The 15,581-nt window shown below is 64.2% G+C and carries 12 protein-coding genes; 8 read left to right on the forward strand and 4 right to left on the reverse strand.

From position 1 onward, the window contains the following. Positions 1-105 precede the first annotated feature (105 nt). From JO059_RS15600 to JO059_RS15615, 4 genes are all read left to right on the forward strand, one after another. Entirely contained in the window at positions 106-1,713 is a 1,608-nt protein-coding gene (locus tag JO059_RS15600; protein ID WP_293320303.1) for a hypothetical protein, read from the forward strand. Between the two features lie 208 nt (positions 1,714-1,921). Further along, positions 1,922-3,307 (forward strand): polysaccharide biosynthesis tyrosine autokinase, encoded by a 1,386-nt coding sequence (locus JO059_RS15605; RefSeq protein ID WP_293320245.1) that lies wholly within the window; start codon positions 1,922-1,924, stop codon positions 3,305-3,307. Next, a complete protein-coding gene (locus tag JO059_RS15610) occupies positions 3,304-4,770 on the forward strand; it encodes an O-antigen ligase family protein (protein WP_293320247.1) in 1,467 nt (488 codons plus the stop codon). The genes JO059_RS15605 and JO059_RS15610 overlap by 4 nt, the downstream gene beginning before the upstream one ends. Positions 4,771-5,630: 860 nt before the next feature. Beyond that, the gene (locus tag JO059_RS15615; RefSeq protein ID WP_293320249.1) at positions 5,631-6,284 is read left to right on the forward strand and encodes a class I SAM-dependent methyltransferase; all 654 of its coding nucleotides are present in this window, start codon (positions 5,631-5,633) and stop codon (positions 6,282-6,284) included. An 83-nt stretch (positions 6,285-6,367) separates the two neighbouring features. Here the strand turns inward: JO059_RS15615 and JO059_RS15620 are convergent, their stop codons facing one another. From JO059_RS15620 to JO059_RS15630, 3 genes are all read right to left on the reverse strand, one after another. Then, positions 6,368-7,123, reverse strand: coding sequence for a class I SAM-dependent methyltransferase (locus tag JO059_RS15620; protein WP_293320251.1), 756 nt, complete (start codon positions 7,121-7,123; stop codon positions 6,368-6,370). Positions 7,124-7,246: 123 nt separating this feature from the next. Continuing rightward, positions 7,247-8,266 carry an FkbM family methyltransferase gene (locus JO059_RS15625; protein WP_293320253.1) on the reverse strand — a complete coding sequence of 340 codons (1,020 nt, stop codon included), beginning with the start codon at positions 8,264-8,266 and terminating at the stop codon, positions 7,247-7,249. A gap of 39 nt (positions 8,267-8,305) precedes the next feature. Then, positions 8,306-9,262, reverse strand: coding sequence for a methyltransferase domain-containing protein (locus JO059_RS15630; RefSeq protein ID WP_293320255.1), 957 nt, complete (start codon positions 9,260-9,262; stop codon positions 8,306-8,308). Between the two features lie 129 nt (positions 9,263-9,391). Here JO059_RS15630 and JO059_RS15635 point away from each other — a divergent pair, with 129 nt between their 5' ends. Continuing rightward, on the forward strand, positions 9,392-10,450 hold the full coding sequence (locus tag JO059_RS15635; protein WP_293320257.1) for a polysaccharide deacetylase family protein: 1,059 nt from the start codon (positions 9,392-9,394) through the stop codon (positions 10,448-10,450). On the opposite strand, the gene JO059_RS15640 is transcribed toward JO059_RS15635, so the two are convergent. After that, positions 10,386-11,711 (reverse strand): glycosyltransferase family 4 protein, encoded by a 1,326-nt coding sequence (locus tag JO059_RS15640; protein WP_366516221.1) that lies wholly within the window; start codon positions 11,709-11,711, stop codon positions 10,386-10,388. The two genes, JO059_RS15635 and JO059_RS15640, sit on opposite strands and share 65 nt — an antisense overlap. 234 nt (positions 11,712-11,945) lie before the next feature. On the opposite strand from JO059_RS15640, the gene JO059_RS15645 reads away from it, so the two are divergent. The 3 genes from JO059_RS15645 to JO059_RS15655 all read left to right on the forward strand — a co-directional run bounded on the left by JO059_RS15645 (position 11,946) and on the right by JO059_RS15655 (position 15,572). Further along, complete coding sequence (locus JO059_RS15645) at positions 11,946-13,955, forward strand: hypothetical protein (RefSeq protein WP_293320261.1); 2,010 nt, start codon at positions 11,946-11,948, stop codon at positions 13,953-13,955. Between the two features lie 285 nt (positions 13,956-14,240). Continuing rightward, positions 14,241-14,921, forward strand: coding sequence for a methyltransferase domain-containing protein (locus tag JO059_RS15650; RefSeq protein ID WP_293320263.1), 681 nt, complete (start codon positions 14,241-14,243; stop codon positions 14,919-14,921). 138 nt (positions 14,922-15,059) lie between these two features. Next, the gene (locus JO059_RS15655; RefSeq protein ID WP_293320265.1) at positions 15,060-15,572 is read left to right on the forward strand and encodes a PadR family transcriptional regulator; all 513 of its coding nucleotides are present in this window, start codon (positions 15,060-15,062) and stop codon (positions 15,570-15,572) included. Positions 15,573-15,581 lie beyond the last annotated feature (9 nt).

The raw sequence follows: 15,581 nt of genomic DNA on the forward strand, positions 1-15,581 counted from the left end.
GCGACGTGGCGCTCGTCGAAAAACCTAGCCCAGGCCCTGGCGGCTTGTGCGGCGCTCGTGCTGACCGGATGTGGAAGTCATATCAGCTACCACCCGCTGCCCGCGATGGAAAGGAGCCTGGGACCGGCGCCCACCCTGCTCAGTCACCCGACGGCGGACCCCGGTCACGACATCGCCAATCCGCTTCGCGGGCAGTACGAAGACCTATTGGAACCGCTGTTTCCGCAGGGCAATCCGGCGCAGAAGCGATATGCGGCATGGCCGGACTCCGATGACGGCAGTTTGCGTGTGTCGTGGCGGCAGCTCCAACCGATCGACCCGCGCACATTGCCGGCCGATGCTCCCGACGATCGCAAGTTCGATTTCAGCGCGATCGACAATGCGCTGACGGAGCTGGGAAACCGCAACATGCGGATGACACTCAGGGTTTACGCGTATAACTCCTGCTGCGATGCGTCCTATCCGAACAACACCAATATCGGTGTTCCCGACTGGATGGCTGCCGTTCCCGGGGCGACCACCAGCTACCCGGCGCCGCTGAGCGGCTACGCAGCCGGCGTGAGACAGGTGGTACCCAATTGGAACGACCCCAATTATCTGGACGCTTTTTCTCAGTTGCTCGCCGCGCTCGGCCGCCGCTACGACGGCGATGAGCGGTTGAGTGTCTTCGAGTTTTCCGGGTACGGGGACTTCAGCGAAAACCACATAGCATTTTTGCGGGACTCGCTGGGCGCGCCGGGCCCGTCGCCCCATGAAAGCGTCGCAAAGCTGGGGTATTTCAGCCAATTCCGCGATCAGAGCATCACCACCCCCGCCATTCACAAGCTCGTCGCGGCCAACGTCAACGCTTTCCCTCATACACAATTAGTGGTCAACCCCGAGAATCCTGAGATCGTGCGTGAACTGTTCAGTGACGACGTCACGAAAACACTGTCCGCGCCGGTCGGCATCCGCTCCGACTGCCTCGGCGTCTACGCGCCACTGCCGGTATGGGCCGAGTCAAGTGCGTCCGCCTACGTGCAGGCCGGGGATCCCGTCGTGAACACGACCAAGCAGCGGCTCGCCTCCGCGCCGGTGATCACCGAATGGTGCCAGTTACCCGACGGGACCAGCCCGCAGTCCTACTACGACAAGGCCGTGCACGACGTCCTCCAATATCACGTGTCGATGACGGCGAGTTTCAATTTCCCCGACCGCGACTCGAACTCGCCGATGGACCCCGGCTTGTATGCGCTGTGGGCGCGAGCAAACTTGTCGTCCGGTTATCGGTACTCGGTCGACGCTCAGGCGGGTTCGGAGTCGATACACGGAACGGTGGCGACGGTTCCGGTGGTATGGACCAACTGCGGCGCCGCCGCCGCGACCGAGCGGTGGACGCCGGGCTACCGGCTGATCGATTCCTCCGGGGCGGTGGTGCGGACGCTACCGGCGACGGTCAACCTCAAAACACTGGTTTACAACGGCACGAGCGAACCCCGGGAGGCGGCCGCGGTGGCAGTCACCGAACCGGTTCGCATCGACCTGACGGGCCTGTCACCGGGGCATTATTCGCTGCGGGCGTACGTCTCCTGGCAACAGCACAAACCCAACGCCCTACACGTCGTGAATTATCCGCCGATGCAGTTGGCACGCGACGGGCGCGACGACTCCGGGGCCTATCCCATCGCGGCGCTCGACGTAACGCCCGATGGCGTGACCGTCGACCGACAGTGAACGACCGGCGCAAATAGGCGCAGACAGACCAGCGTCCTCTCGATCGTGCGGGGGGAGCATAAAGCCCTCTTGCTGCCCCCTTTTTGGGACTCTGTTTGGGATGCGGCACGATGGCCATGCTGCATACTGCCAGTGAAAGTGCCCCCCGCAGGCGCCGAGCGAACAGGATCGTCGCTCTTCCTGTGGTGTCCCTCAGAGAGGGTAGTGGATGGATTTCCGCACCTTTGTTCAGACGCTCCGTGCGAGATGGAGACTCGTCGCGGCCGCGCTTCTTGTGTGCCTGGTCGGTGCGGCGGCCGTCACGGCCTTCCAGACGAGGGTTTACCAGTCGTCGGCAACGATCTTCATCTCGGTTTCCGGTGAAACCGACGTCAACGACGTGTACTGGGGCGGTCAGGCGGCACAGGACCGGTTGTCGTCGTACGCCGAGATCGCCGGCGGTCGCGCCGTGGCAGAGCGTGCGGTCAGTCAGCTTCAACTCGGAATCAGCCCCGACGACGTGGTGGCACAAACGCAGGTGAAGTACACCCCGAAATCAATGCTGTTCACGATCACCGTCACCGACACCGATCCGAACCGTGCCGCGCTGCTCGCCGGAGCGATGGCGGATTCGTTTGCCGCGGTGGTCCCGGCGCTCGGTTCGGCTCCCCGTACGCTCGACGCCGACGCGCCGCCGCAGGCGGCTCCGCCGACCCCGGTGGCCCGGGCGACCCTGGTGAAGCGGCCCGAGGTTCCCGATCGTCCCAGTAGACCGGTGCCGATGCGCAACATGGCGATGGGTCTTGCCGCCGGTGTTCTCCTCGGCATCCTGGTCGCGCTGGCCCGCGAGGCCAGCGATCGCAGCGTGCGCAGCCGAGCGAAGCTGGAAGAGCTTTCGGGTGCGCCGACTTTGGCGGAACTCCCCGGGATGCGGGGCAGTGGAACTCGGTTCGGCGTCGACGTCACCGTCGACAATGCCGTACGCGACTTCCGCACCCGACTGCTCAGGGCCATGGGGCCCGAGGGCCGCCGGCTGCTGGTGACGGCGCCGTTCGGCGGGGAAGGCACCACAACCACGGCGCTGAACCTTTCGTTGGCCCTCGCAGAGCTGGGCGAAGACACGCTGCTGATCGAAGGTGATAGTCAACGACCCGTGATCGCGGGTTTGCTGAATGCTGAGTCGGGGAAGGGGTTGGGCGACGTGCTGGCCAACGCCGATATCGCTGCCGAAGCCCTAACGCCGACGTCGACTCCGAACCTGTTCATTATCGCTTCGCAAGCCGGCCGCCCCGAGACCTCACCCTGTGGCACATACCCGCCGGAGCTGATCGACAACGTACTGACGGGCTTGTCGTCACGCTTTGACCGGCTGGTGGTCGACGGCCCGCCGGTGCTGGCGACGGCCGACACCGGCATGCTGGCCGGCGCTGTTCAAGCCACCGTGCTGGTCGTGCGGGCGGGCCGAACCACCGTCGACGAACTCAGCGACGCATTGGCCGCTCTGCGATCGGCCGGCGCAAACATCGTCGGCACCGTGCTCACCGAAGCCCGGATTCCCCGGCACAGCAGGGCCGCGGCGCGCACCTACCTCGGAAAGCTGAGCGGGCCACGGTGATCCTCTACCTGCGGGGTCGTTCTCGCTGGGCGGTGGCTGCGGTGACGCTGGCGGTGTTCCTGTTCGGCTCCTTCGCGGTCGGCGTGTTCTCGGTTCGCGACACGGTCTACGGCATGATGCTGATCCTCGCGATGTTCGGTCTGGTCGTGTACTGGGTGAAGCCGGACGCGATGGTCGGGGTCGCGCTGTTCTGGGCGTTCGCGGCGCTGCCGGCAGGTTTGCACGTCGGCAAAGTCGTCGGTCCGGCGGTGATAAACGGATACCAGGTGGCGGTGGTACTGGCGATCTGCTACCTGATCCCGATCGTGAGACCGCGGTTCTCCGATTTCGCGCTGCCGGGGATATTCGCGTTGACCGTAGTGTCCGCTACCGTTGCCGGCTTCGCGGCCGGACATACCACCTGGGTGGTGATACGTGAATCGCAGACCCTGTTCGAAATGATCGGCGGGTTCATCCTGGGTCTTTTGATCATCCACGGCGATTACGGCAGGTTGGCCATCCGTGCGATCGTCCTGATTCTCTGGTTTTCGGCGGGCATGGCAATTGTGAGTTCGTTGCATGCTGTCCAACTGTTCGGCCGCGCGGAAAGCCTTCCCGGCGCGGGCGCCGGCGACGCCGTCCGCATCATCCTGTCCACCCAGTCACTGGCCACCGCCGTGCTCACCGCACTGGTTGCCGCCGCGCTCATCGGCGGTGTCAGGCACGGCCTGTACTTCGCCCTGGGCCCACCAGCGCTGATCATCACGATGCTGTCCTTCAGTCGCAATACTTTGATCGCCTTGGCGGTGGGCGCCGGCGTCGCTGTCCTTGCCGGCTTCGGCTGGTTAACGCTGCGCCGAGGGGCCGCCCTCGCCGCGATCGGCGCGGTGGTCTTTGCCGTCGCGATCCCCGGGTCGCTGTTCCTGCTGCAGGGTACGTCGAGCGGCGACTGGCTCGCCGGCCAGTTCGCCGCATTCAATCACCGAGTGCTCGGCGGGGTGTCCACAGAGGCGCTCTCCGTGGACTCATCGACCCAAGACAGGCTGCGGGAAGTCGGAAACCTCAACCGCGCGATCGCCCGGGCACCCGTGTTCGGCCACGGCCTGGGCTACGCCTACCAGCCGTCGTACGGCGACGACGAATTCGAAACGAAGATCACTTCCACGTTCTCCCACAACTTCTATCTTTGGTGGCTCGTAAAAGCCGGGGCGGTGGGCATGGCGGCGTTCGCCCTGTTCGCGCTCGCGCCGTTGACCCGCGCGCTGCGGCGTGCGTCGCCGCCGGCGAAGATCAGCGCGGCAACCACCGGCGGCCTCCTGGCAATATCCGCCGTTTGGCCGTTGCCGGAGATGCCGATTGACGCCTTGGCGCTGGGCCTGGCCTTGGGGGCGACCATGGGGCTTGCCGGGGTGCCACGGCCGAGCCCGGATGCCGGCGAGCTGGAGCGCAACGGGCGGCCGGCGCCGATCGCTGGCCTGAAGTGAATCCGGCGGGTCCGGCTGCGGTTTCTCATGCTTGCCCGGCTCGGCCCGCGCCCGCGGCGCCGACGATGGGGACCACCTGTCCGCCACGTCAACGGGGACGAGGTCTAGCAACCAGCAATTTCTGATGCAAAAGGTACGGTTAGCGGTGTACCATCGGTGTGGAGTCTCTGAACTCTGAAACCAAGGGAGTCGGATGGCGTGTGATGCATGACCATTGGCTCGTAAACTGCTGCGGAATGATCACATCAGTAGAAACTTAAGGCTTGCGGTAAGGGCCGAACGGCCCTATCGGTCGTGTCCCGACTACAGCAAGGGTTGACGGTGGCATCTGAGATGACGACCAGAGACACTTGCTCGGAGCTGGCGGGCCCCTCGCCGCAGAACGCTTCCTCGGAAAGCCCTTGTGCACCGCACATCGGCGGTGTCAGTGCCGGACAGCCAGGCCGCAAGTTCCGCCGGCGGCATGTGCTGCTGATGCTCATCGTGTCGGCCTTGGTGGTGGGTGCGGGCGTCGCTGTGGCGGGTACGCAAAGCTGGCAGCCTCGGTCGTATCGGTTGGGTCACGACCGTATCGGTCCCGGCGCAGCTCCGGCGGTCCGGCTGGGCGACTCGAACTCCATGGCGTGTCAAGCGAGTGCGAACCTCTATGCATACGACAACAATGGCGTGCCATCCTGGTGGGACCATGACGCCGTCCTGAAGGGTTGTATCGCCTACTTGCACGAGCAGGAAGCTCAGGCCTCCGATCACCGGATCCCATAACGGGTTCGCGCGGACGCCGTGCCCCGCTAGCGCACCGCCGTTCATCCTCCGCGGCTGTTGGTAGCGATTCCAGGAGTCAACTCAAAGAGTCGGAGTGGATGTCTAACTGGTTGCGTGACGCCGCTACGGGCGTCAATTCGAGGCGATCACTGTCGGGGCGTGCCCGGGCGCGACGATGGCAGCACCTCATCGAGGTGTTCCCGTCCGTCTCGGAAATGCGTGTGCTGGACCTGGGTGGAACACCCGAGTCGTGGCGACTCGCGCCGGTGCGGCCCCGCTCGGTGACCACCGTTAACGTGCTGCCGCTGGCAACAGCTTGCGAGGGCATCATCGCGGTCCAGGGGGACGCGTGCGATCTCCCCCCCGTGGTTGCGCGTGACCACTTCGACCTGGTGTACTCCAATTCGCTGCTCGAACACGTGGGCGGGCACGTGCGGCGCCAACAATTGGCCGACAACGTCCGCTCTCTCGCGGACCGCCATTGGGTGCAGACCCCATACCGGTATTTTCCAATCGAACCGCACTGGCTCTTTCCCGGCATGCAATGGTTGCCCTATGAGGCGCGCGTGCAAATATCGATGCGCTGGAACCGTGGCCACATTCGTACGTACACCCGTGAAGAGGCGCAGCAGCAGGTCGATGAGATCGATCTGATCGGCATCTCGCAGATGCGTCGATATTTCCCGTCATCGATCATCTGGTACGAACGGGTCGCCGGATTGATCAAGTCTCTGGTCGCCATTCAAGCGTGACCGGCAAGGACTTCAAGGAGTTACTGAGTCGGCGGTGAAACGGGCGAAGGCGGGTAGGGCGGCCACTATTAAGTATGAATTGCCTATTGCTGAGCGTGCGCGGCCTCTGACTTACGAATCACGTACGTGAGATTGTTGTGCCGCCACGCTAGAGAGCCGAACGACAAGGCCCACAAGGATTTCGCGTACGCCCGCGTCAACCGAACCCGCGCACCGTTGCCGCGCACGTAATACGTGTGGCCGCGCTCTTCAAGGATTGAGCATCCATGCTTCTTGCAGAAGTCGCGTATGCCAGCACGGGAAATCAGGGGCGCATAGTAGGTGGGAAACGGTGAGTGGCCAGGCTTTCCAGCGTCGGGGTAGCGAAGAAAGTACCGGTAATACGCCACGTGAACCCAGAAGGGCGTGCGCCTTGCGGTCCAGCCGTATGCCGAGCATCTGTCCGGGATCAGCAACACGAGCAGGCCTCCCGGCTTGAGCCCGTTGAGCATGTTGGCAAGCGCGCCCTGGGCGTCGGGTATGTGCTCCAGGACGAACGAACTGTAGACGACGTCGTAACTGCCGGGTTGGATGGTCGCCGGTGCCGCGAGGTCGCCGACGATCGCCTCGTGCAGGTCTCCCATTGTCTCGACACGGCTTTGGAGTGCGTCGGCGCTGAGGTCGATGCCAGTCAACCGGTAGTCGACGCCTTCCAGATTCAGCGGCCACTCAAGCCCGCAACCGGCTTCAAGGATCTCCAGCGGGCCGCCAAGAGCTTTGATGATCGACGAAACGAGTGTCACTCCCTCGTTCCAGCTGTCGACGGTCTGCAAGTCCGTCCGAGCGCTCACAGCTTCCATCCGTGTCCTTCCGTGTCCTTCCGGGTCGTTCCGGGTGCTTCCGCAAGCTTTGCCGGCGCGCGGCTTTGCCCGTCTCGCCGGTGGCCACGACCCGTACCGAACCGCCGACGAGACCACGCCACTTCAGTCGGTGCCGAAGGCCGAGGCGGCCGAATTCGCCCACGCGCCCGCTCGATACTTCAGCCGCGCCACATTGTATTTCGCCCACCAGAGTGCTCTTTTGTATCGAACGGCGTTCTCACAGATTCTTTGGTACCGTTGCGAACTGCCCGCCTCCACCGCGCGCCTGTCCTCCAATAGCCGCACACATCGAAATGCCAAGTCAAACGACCCATAGCAGTAATGCGCGATCATCACCAGATGCTTCAATTGCTCGTCACTCATCCCGCCCGGGTGGATGAAGTCCCGCACATAGACCACATCGGTCTCCAGTATTTGATTCAGCGGCCGCTCGGGATTGCCGAGCACGAAGTCACCGATCAGCCATTTCTTCACTTCTCCCGCGATGCAGTGCGGAATAAACCCCTGCCGACGTAGCTCTAAATCGACCTCCCCGAATGGAGGCTGGTTTTGATACACGGTGACAAATGACACCTCAGTCTGTATCGCCACCGCTTCGGCGAGCTTCTCACCGCCGTTTTTGAATACGGCCAGTTCGCCCCCTTGGATGTCGATCTTCAGCAAATCGAGGTGCTGAATTTCACCAATATCGTCGAGCCGATAGGTGTCGATGGGGACCCGGTCGATAACGTCACCGAATCCATCGAAGAGTGTGAACAGCCCCTGCGTCAGCGGGTCGGGTTCGAGCAGGCTGGTCATCGCCCCCGGCGCCGGGCAGACCTTCAGCGTCTGTGGGTTGCCGTCGCCCAGCGCGTACGGCAGATAGCGTTCGTTCGGGCCACACTTCTCTTGCAGCTCGCGCAGCGCCTCGCGCCCCGGCTCGAAGCCTGTCACGAAACACAAGCCGGCATTGAGCATCGGCGTGTAGGGCCAGTCGCCGCTGCTCCGGCTCGCCCCGACATCCACTATCTGGGTGAGTCGCGACGGTGAGACGAGGTCTCGCACCGCACCCGTCAACCCGCCACCACCGGCCGCTCGGACGCGCCGCGTGAAACCTGGGCTGTTACGGCGCGACGATGGCATCGGTCGCACGTGCGAGTCTCTTTCGACACACCGGCACCTTTACATGCCGCCCTGGTAGTAGTCGACGATCTGGGTCTGGGTGATCGAGACGGCGCTTTTGCGGCCCAGGAAGAAGACGCTGCTGGCGGCGTCGAGTGAGTGTCCAGGGTCAAGGATGTGGTCGGCGTAGCTGAGCCAGAAAAAACACAGGGACGCGATTCTGCCGAGCCGTATCGAGCGGGTCAGGGCCCGAACAAAATGGTCGAGCGACCAACGCAAGGCCGTGCCGGCGCCGGCCACACAGCCGGATTCGATGCATTCGAAGTTGCGAAACAGATATCGATGGCCGCTGTCGGTGAAGCGGGTGAAATCGTAAGGTCCCTCGCATACCTGCTGAAGGAATGGCGAGTCGGCGTAGACGATTCCCCCGCCGCGCAGAACGCGATGAATCTCTCTTGCCACCACGGTCGGCTCCAGCATGTGCTGAAGCACTGCCTGGATGATCACTCCGTCGACGGAGCCGTCAGCCAGCGGGATGGCGTGGCCATCGCCGACGAATTGCACCAAGGGGCTGACGTAGATGTCGAAGGCGATCAGATCGACTGTCGAGTCGGCGTACAGTGCGGCCAGGCCGTCGCCCTGCGTCGCGCCCCCGATCACGAGAATCCGGGGCCGCCGCCCGTCCGCGGCAGCGTCGGCTCGGAGGAGCTCCAGCATTCGGGCCACCTCGACAGACGCGGTGGTGTTGGGCGGGTGTATCAGCCGATTGACTATGTGGCTGAGTTTGGACCGGCCGACCTGCGAGGCGCCCCGGGAAGCCCGCAATCTTTCGGCGTCGAGCACGCTCTGCTCGAAATCGACGAGGGCCGGCACGCCCGAGACCGTCGGGAAAGCCTCCTCGGCGTACCGGCAGGAAACTCCGGTACAGCGCCATGGGCCATCTGCGCAGCGCACCGGACTGGCGCACCTCGGACAGATGAAGAGGTCCTCGTCGATCATCGTGTCGAGCGCGAGCACCGATTCACAATATCGACCGCACCTGCGGGGAGACGGTCGAAATTGCAAACGCGAATGACACCAGATGATCGTGAAGCGCCTTGAAGTCAGACCGGGAGCGGTGGCTATTGTTCCCAAGTGATGGCGAGAATGAGACACCTCGCTCGGCTTCCAATCCGTGCGACCGTGAAGAACATTGCAGCCCGATTGCTGTGCGGTGCCGGACTGCCGGCCTTCGCCCGGCGGCGGCATCATGACCTGCTCGCCATCCTGATGTTCCACGGTGTGGAAGACGAACCGCTGTCGCCGGCGTGCTGGCATGTGCTCGGGAGGTCGCTGTTCCGCCGTCAACTGGAGTACGTCCGCGAGCACTTCAACGTCCTTCCGCTCGAGGAGGCCCTTGATCGCCTTGCGGCGGGTACGTTGCCGCCGCGCGCCATGGCGATCACGTTCGACGACGGCACGCGAAACCTCGCCACCCACGCCGTTCCGGTCTTGCGGGAGCTGAAACTGCCCGCGGCGGTGTTCCTGGCGACGGGCCCGATGGGCACCGACGAAACCTTGTGGCCCGACCGGCTCTGGCTGGCGATCGCCCGCACCACCGCAACAGACGTCGACCTGACCGCACTCGGACTCGGGACTCGTTCGCTCGACGGTACCGCCCACCGCGGTGAGGCCTACGCGGCGGCGGTCGAGCGGCTCAAAGAGCTGGCCGACGCGGAACGGATCACAGTCTTGGACGAGATCGTCGGGGCGTTGGTCCGCCGCGACGGCGGCGACGGCGGTCCGTTCCGGATGCTCTCCTGGGACGAAGCGCGTGAGATGGCCAGCGACGGTCTGGTGACGCTGTATCCGCACACGGTCACCCACCCCATCCTCGCCCGCTGCAGCGACGACAAGGTCCAGCGGGAGATCGCGGATTCCTGCGCGGCGCTCGAGCGTGAGACTGGCAGAGCCCCAACGATTTTCGCTTACCCCAATGGCCGGTCACAGGATTTTGATGACCGCGCCAAGAACGTGCTGCGTGCTCGCGGCGTGCGCTGGGCACTGGCAACCACGGCGGGATTCGCCCATCGCCGTTGCGACCCGCTGGCGTTGCCTCGGTTGGCGGTGGGCAGCGATTCGTCGTTCGACTACTTCCGGCTCATGGTCTGCGGCGCTCTTCCGCGTCGCTACGGCGGCACCGGTGGGATCGCGGCGGCGGCCTGAGCGCCGGGCGTCGCCGCGACGCGGCGGCGAGCCACAGGTCGTGCAGTGCATCCCGCCAGCGGTCCACGGCGAACTCGCCGGCGCGCGCGTGGGCGGCGGCGGCCAGGCGGTTGCGCAGCTCGGCATCGGCGACGAGCGAGTGCAGCGCTGCCGCCAGTTGGCCAGGATCACCGGGCGCGACCAGCACGCCGTTCACGCCGTCGGTAACCACTTCCGGTATCGCGCCCACCGCGGTGATCACCGGTACCACCCCGTTTGCCATTGCTTCCAGCACCGCCATCGGAAGGCCCTCACTGTAGCTGGGTAGCACGAAGATGGCCGAGTCGGCCAATAACCGGTCCCTCTCCAAGGGACCGACCCAGCCGACGACGTCGACCGTATCGCCGAGCCCGTTCTCGCGGGCAAACTCGCGCACCTGCTCCACCTCGCCGTCGCCGGCGAGCGTGACGCGCAGGTTTCCCCGAATAACGTCGGGTAGCAAGCCGATCGCCCGGACAAGGTCGTAGCTTCCCTTGTTGACCCCCAGTCTGCCCAGCGACACCACGCCCAACGGCCGGCGCGTGCGTGGCGACGGATCGGCGGCGGGCATGACCACGGGGTTGTGGAGCACTCGGACATTGGATTCTTGGTATCCGAGTCTGGCGCAGAATCCCGCGAGATGAGATTGCGCCAGCAGCACCGCATAGTCGGCGCGCAGCGCCGCGCGGACGGCGCGACGCCGCAGCGGCGGCAGCTCGTCGAACCAAGAGAAGAAGTGCGAGGTGTGGCAATGGAGAATCGTCGGGATGCCGCGCAACCGAGCGACGAATAGCGGGACCGACTTGCGGACGGTGCTGCCGCGCCACGAATAGTGGACGTGCAGTACGTCGACGCGGCCGAACAACAGCAGCGCTGACGCCGTGAGCATGCCCGAAATTCCCGTCCACAGCCGCGCCGTCAGGGAGCTGTCAACATAGGTCGGCACGAGCCGGATGCGGAACCGCGGGTCGGTGTCGTCGATCAGCAGCAGCATCACCGTCGCCATCCCACCGCGGCTGTGGGGTCCGCTCGGTGCTGGCCCGACGGTTAGTACCCGGATCGGATAGCGAGGTGTTGCGGATGCGGTCAATCGCTTGTCAACGGGCGTGGCAATCGGGCGTTCTCCCCGGCCGTGGCTCTGGCACCGACGGTCTCCTCGTTCCAATCTGATGCCTCGCGGGTGGGCATCTTCAGACCGCTCCACCGCCGTGGCACCGGCGTCAGCCGAAACCCTAGCAAACATCTGCAGCAAATAAGCTGGTAACGCCCCGGCGCCAGTGCGGACCTCCGTGAAAGCTCGCAAAGGGTTGGGCAGCCGGCCGCAGTTGATTCTCGCAACGCGCGACGCGTTTGCCGGACGTTCGGCCCCAAGGAGAACAACGGCACAAGCCCGCCAGATGGTGCAACAGTCGTTCGCCCGCGGCGCTGCGGTCCTTATGCCCTTGTTCACTGTTCAGCGGCGCTCGCTAGCATTCCGTTGGTGTTCGGGAAATCTTTCAGCAGAGTCATTGCGCTGGCCGGTGTGGTCGGCTTCTTCGTCATGGCTGTCCCGACATCGTGGGCTGAGCCCTCGGATCCCAGCCCCACGACCGAACCCGCCGCGCCGGCTCAAACAACGACGTCGATGAGCATGGCGTTGACCGACCTCGGATATGGCTCCACCTTGGGATTCTATGGACAAGAGGGGACGCAGGAGCTGACGCTGCCGGTCCTGAACGGGCTGACGCCCTCCGTTGTGAACGCCACCGCCGTCATGCCGGTCAATCTGCGGTCGGGGACGATCATCGTCTCGCAAGGTGACCGTGAAATCGCGAGGCTGAATCTGCCCACCACGGGTCAAGCGCCGATCGTCATCCCGCTCGCTGGAGCGACAGTGACCGACGACTCGGTGACGGTGACACTGCGTGCCTATCTGGTGCCTTCGGACGGGTCCTGCCTCTACGCGTGGAGCCCGTTGAACCTGATCAACGGGACGGTCGGCTACACCGGGGTCGAACAGCCGCCAGTCACGGTGGCCCAGTTTCTGCCACCGGCGCTGCGGAGGCTGACCATATTCCTTCCGCAGTCGCCGTCGCTGGCCGAGTCCAACGCCACCGTTCATCTGGCCGCCGCCGCGGCGGCGCGCTACGGCAGCCAGAACCCCGAGATAGCCGTGCTCCCGTTGACCGAAGGTCAGGCGGGCCCGCCGACGCCGCCGCGACCGCAGGAACGTCAGATCGTCGTGAAAGAGGGACCGGACAACGGGCTTTCCCTGCAGGGCGCTCCCGGCGCGCCATGGCTGCTGATGTCCGGAACCCTGGGGCCGGATGCGGAATCAGACACCGCTTTACTGTTCGGCAACCTGTCCCAGCTGGCACTTGCCTCCAAAGCTGTTGTGGGATCACTAAATTCCAGCCAACACCTACCGGGTGATACGACCACGCTGCGCGAGCTGGGACAACCTGACCTGAACGCCGAGGGGCTGCAACCGCGGGTGTCGATCGCACTCGACCAGACCCGGTTTGGCAGGTCAATCCACGCGGTGCGGGTGCATCTGCTCGGGTCCTACTCGCCTACACCGGCCAACATCGGCGGTCAGATCACCGCAACGGTCGGTGGGGAGACCGTCGATCGGTGGCCGACTGACGGCCGCGGCGCCGTCGACCGCTGGGTCGACATCCCCGATCGGCTCCTGCAGCGATGGACCGGTCTCGATCTGACCCTAAACGTCTCGAGCAACGTCGGACGTTGCGGAGATTTCTCCACGGCGGCGCCCGGAGACCAGGTGCTGATGTTGACGATCAACGGCGACAGCACCGTGCAAAGCAGCCCCGCCGCGCCGCCGGTGCCGGACGGCCTGCGATCGGTGCCGCAGGCGTTGATGCCCCGCATCCAGGTAGGGATCGACCCCCACTCGGTTGCCGACACGGCGCGCGCCGCGGACATCATGGTCGCCCTGCAGCGACTCAGCTCGATAGAAATCGAGACCACCGTGACAAGCGTGCAGCAAGCGATCGACTCGTCCAAGCCGGCGATACTGATTGCGGCGAACGGGTGGAATCACCCCGACATCGTGCTTCCGGTGTCCGCGGGGCCCAGCGGGCCGATCACCGTCAATGCCCTCGACTCCGACGGCAAGCCCACTACCCTCACGTTGGACCCGACGCTACAGATCGGATCCCTGCAAACCGTCTTCAACCGCGGCCGCTCACTGCTGATCGCGACGTCCAACGGCGCCCCGGCCCGGGTCGATGAGCTTCTCAAGTGGCTCGATAGCGACGCCACGCGCTGGTCGGGTATCAGAGGTCTGGCCCTGGTGTCCGTACCTGGGCATGACCCGGTGATCGTCGATCGCCCGAACGTGACGGCGAGTCCGGTCGCAACGCCCGATCGCCATTCGGGCTTCAGGTGGCTGTGGTGGGCCGGCGGAGCATCGCTTGCCGTGGCCGTGATCGGTTTTGGCGTGATAGTTCTCCGCAGCCGGCGCCGATCCCGGCACGGCCGTTAGCAGAAACGCGGGTTCATGGAGCCGAGGGGCGACAGGCTAATAGCACGCTACAAGAGGACGTACGGCATTCCGGCCGACGCGAACATTACCGAGCAAATGATCTTAGACCATTGGAATTTGGAAAAGCAGTTAACATCCGAACTACGCCAATCTCAACCCGAAAATCGTTGGGAGACTTTTGACCGGTGTTACACCCGACTGTACTCCGAGTTGGGCTGGCTTAATCAATTATCCGACGTTGCTGATACCAGATCGCCTCGCGAAATATTCGGAAGATGGCTGGGATTGATCGGGCCACCGCCGAAGTCTGTATATGAAATCGGTTCCGGTAAGGGTGGCCTCATCGCGTTCCTGGCAGCAAATGGCTACGAGTGCAAGGGGGCAGAGATCACGCGCCAGCGCGGAGAAGAGCTGCTGCCCGTGTCGTATACAAATCTTTCATGGGGAATATCCGACGGCGTCCACCTTGACCGGTTCGAACGCCCCGAAACCTACGATGTCGTGCTGTCGGACCAGGTGATCGAGCATATCCATCCCGATGACCTGCAACGCCATCTGAGGAGTGCGCGTTCCATATTGAAGAGGAACGGACGGTATATATTCGACACCCCCAGCAGATATACCGGACCGCACGACGTGTCCCGCGTGTTCAAGTGTAGCGAACCCGAGGGCATGCACCTGCGGGAATATACGTGCAGGGAGTTATGTGCAGCGGCCAGGCGTGCGGGTTTCAGCTCCATAAGCTTTGGGTTTGTACCCAGGCGGTTTCGAATCATGCTGCTCGCTCTGGGCGCTAAAAGATTCGCCGAGCCCGGCGAGATCGGCCGCCTGTTTCTGCGGATCGTATTCGCGGCCGAAAGGTTCCTCGGCGGAATCCCTACTCCCACGCTGCGCCGGCTGTGCGCAAACACTCTCTGTGCGCTTGGCATTTTCTCCGGAACTATTTCGCTGGTCGCCGAGAAATAAGCCAGTTGCCGCGGCGATCCGCACTATTTTCGCCATCCGGACGCCGAGCACGTGCGCGAGCATCTCAACACCGTCGCTTTCGTGCGCGGCCGCCGTCCGGCATGAGTGGTCCAGCCTAATCTAATATAAACTGGACGTATGTCGTATGTCGAGATTGTTATCTTGCGGCACTTATCCGCGGGGCCTGCTCATGGCTACGAACTGCGCAAACGCATCGAGATGACGGTGGGTCTGATGTTGAACAACAACACGCTGTATCCCGCGCTGCGCCGGTTCGAGGAAGCAGGCGCGGTGACCAAGACCGCCGAGCAGCAGGAGAGTCGTCCCCCGCGGCACGTCTACGCCCTTACGGACCTCGGGCGAGAACTGTTGCACGACATGCTCGCCGAGTTACCCGCCGATGAGGCCGGCAACGACACTGAGTTTTTGACCCGCGTTGGTCAGTTCCAGTTCCTTACCCCCGCTGAGCGGTCGGCCGTGTTGACCGCACGCGACGAGGCCATCTGTGCACACCTTGAGCGACTCCGCGTGCTCCGGGCCCAGGCAGGGGGTCAACGCTGGGGCCAGCTGGTCACCGAGGAGTTGATCCGACGCAATGAGACCGAGCGAGCCTGGCTGACCACCTTGCGCGCCGAGGCGAGCCGACCATGACACGCAAAG

The organism is Mycobacterium sp. (assembly GCF_019247615.1).
Lineage (GTDB): Bacteria > Actinomycetota > Actinomycetes > Mycobacteriales > Mycobacteriaceae > Mycobacterium.

What these genes read in the sequence shown, in the direction of transcription:
- JO059_RS15600 (WP_293320303.1), top strand. Translation starts at nt 106, where the DNA reads ATGGAAAGGAGCCTGGGACCGGCGCCCACCCTGCTCAGTCACCCGACG.
- JO059_RS15605 (WP_293320245.1), top strand. Translation starts at nt 1,922, where the DNA reads ATGGATTTCCGCACCTTTGTTCAGACGCTCCGTGCGAGATGGAGACTC.
- JO059_RS15615 (WP_293320249.1), top strand. Translation starts at nt 5,631, where the DNA reads ATGTCTAACTGGTTGCGTGACGCCGCTACGGGCGTCAATTCGAGGCGA.
- JO059_RS15620 (WP_293320251.1), bottom strand. Translation starts at nt 7,123, where the DNA reads ATGGAAGCTGTGAGCGCTCGGACGGACTTGCAGACCGTCGACAGCTGG.
- JO059_RS15625 (WP_293320253.1), bottom strand. Translation starts at nt 8,266, where the DNA reads ATGCCATCGTCGCGCCGTAACAGCCCAGGTTTCACGCGGCGCGTCCGA.
- JO059_RS15635 (WP_293320257.1), top strand. Translation starts at nt 9,392, where the DNA reads ATGAGACACCTCGCTCGGCTTCCAATCCGTGCGACCGTGAAGAACATT.
- JO059_RS15640 (WP_366516221.1), bottom strand. Translation starts at nt 11,711, where the DNA reads ATGTTTGCTAGGGTTTCGGCTGACGCCGGTGCCACGGCGGTGGAGCGG.
- JO059_RS15655 (WP_293320265.1), top strand. Translation starts at nt 15,060, where the DNA reads ATGTCGTATGTCGAGATTGTTATCTTGCGGCACTTATCCGCGGGGCCT.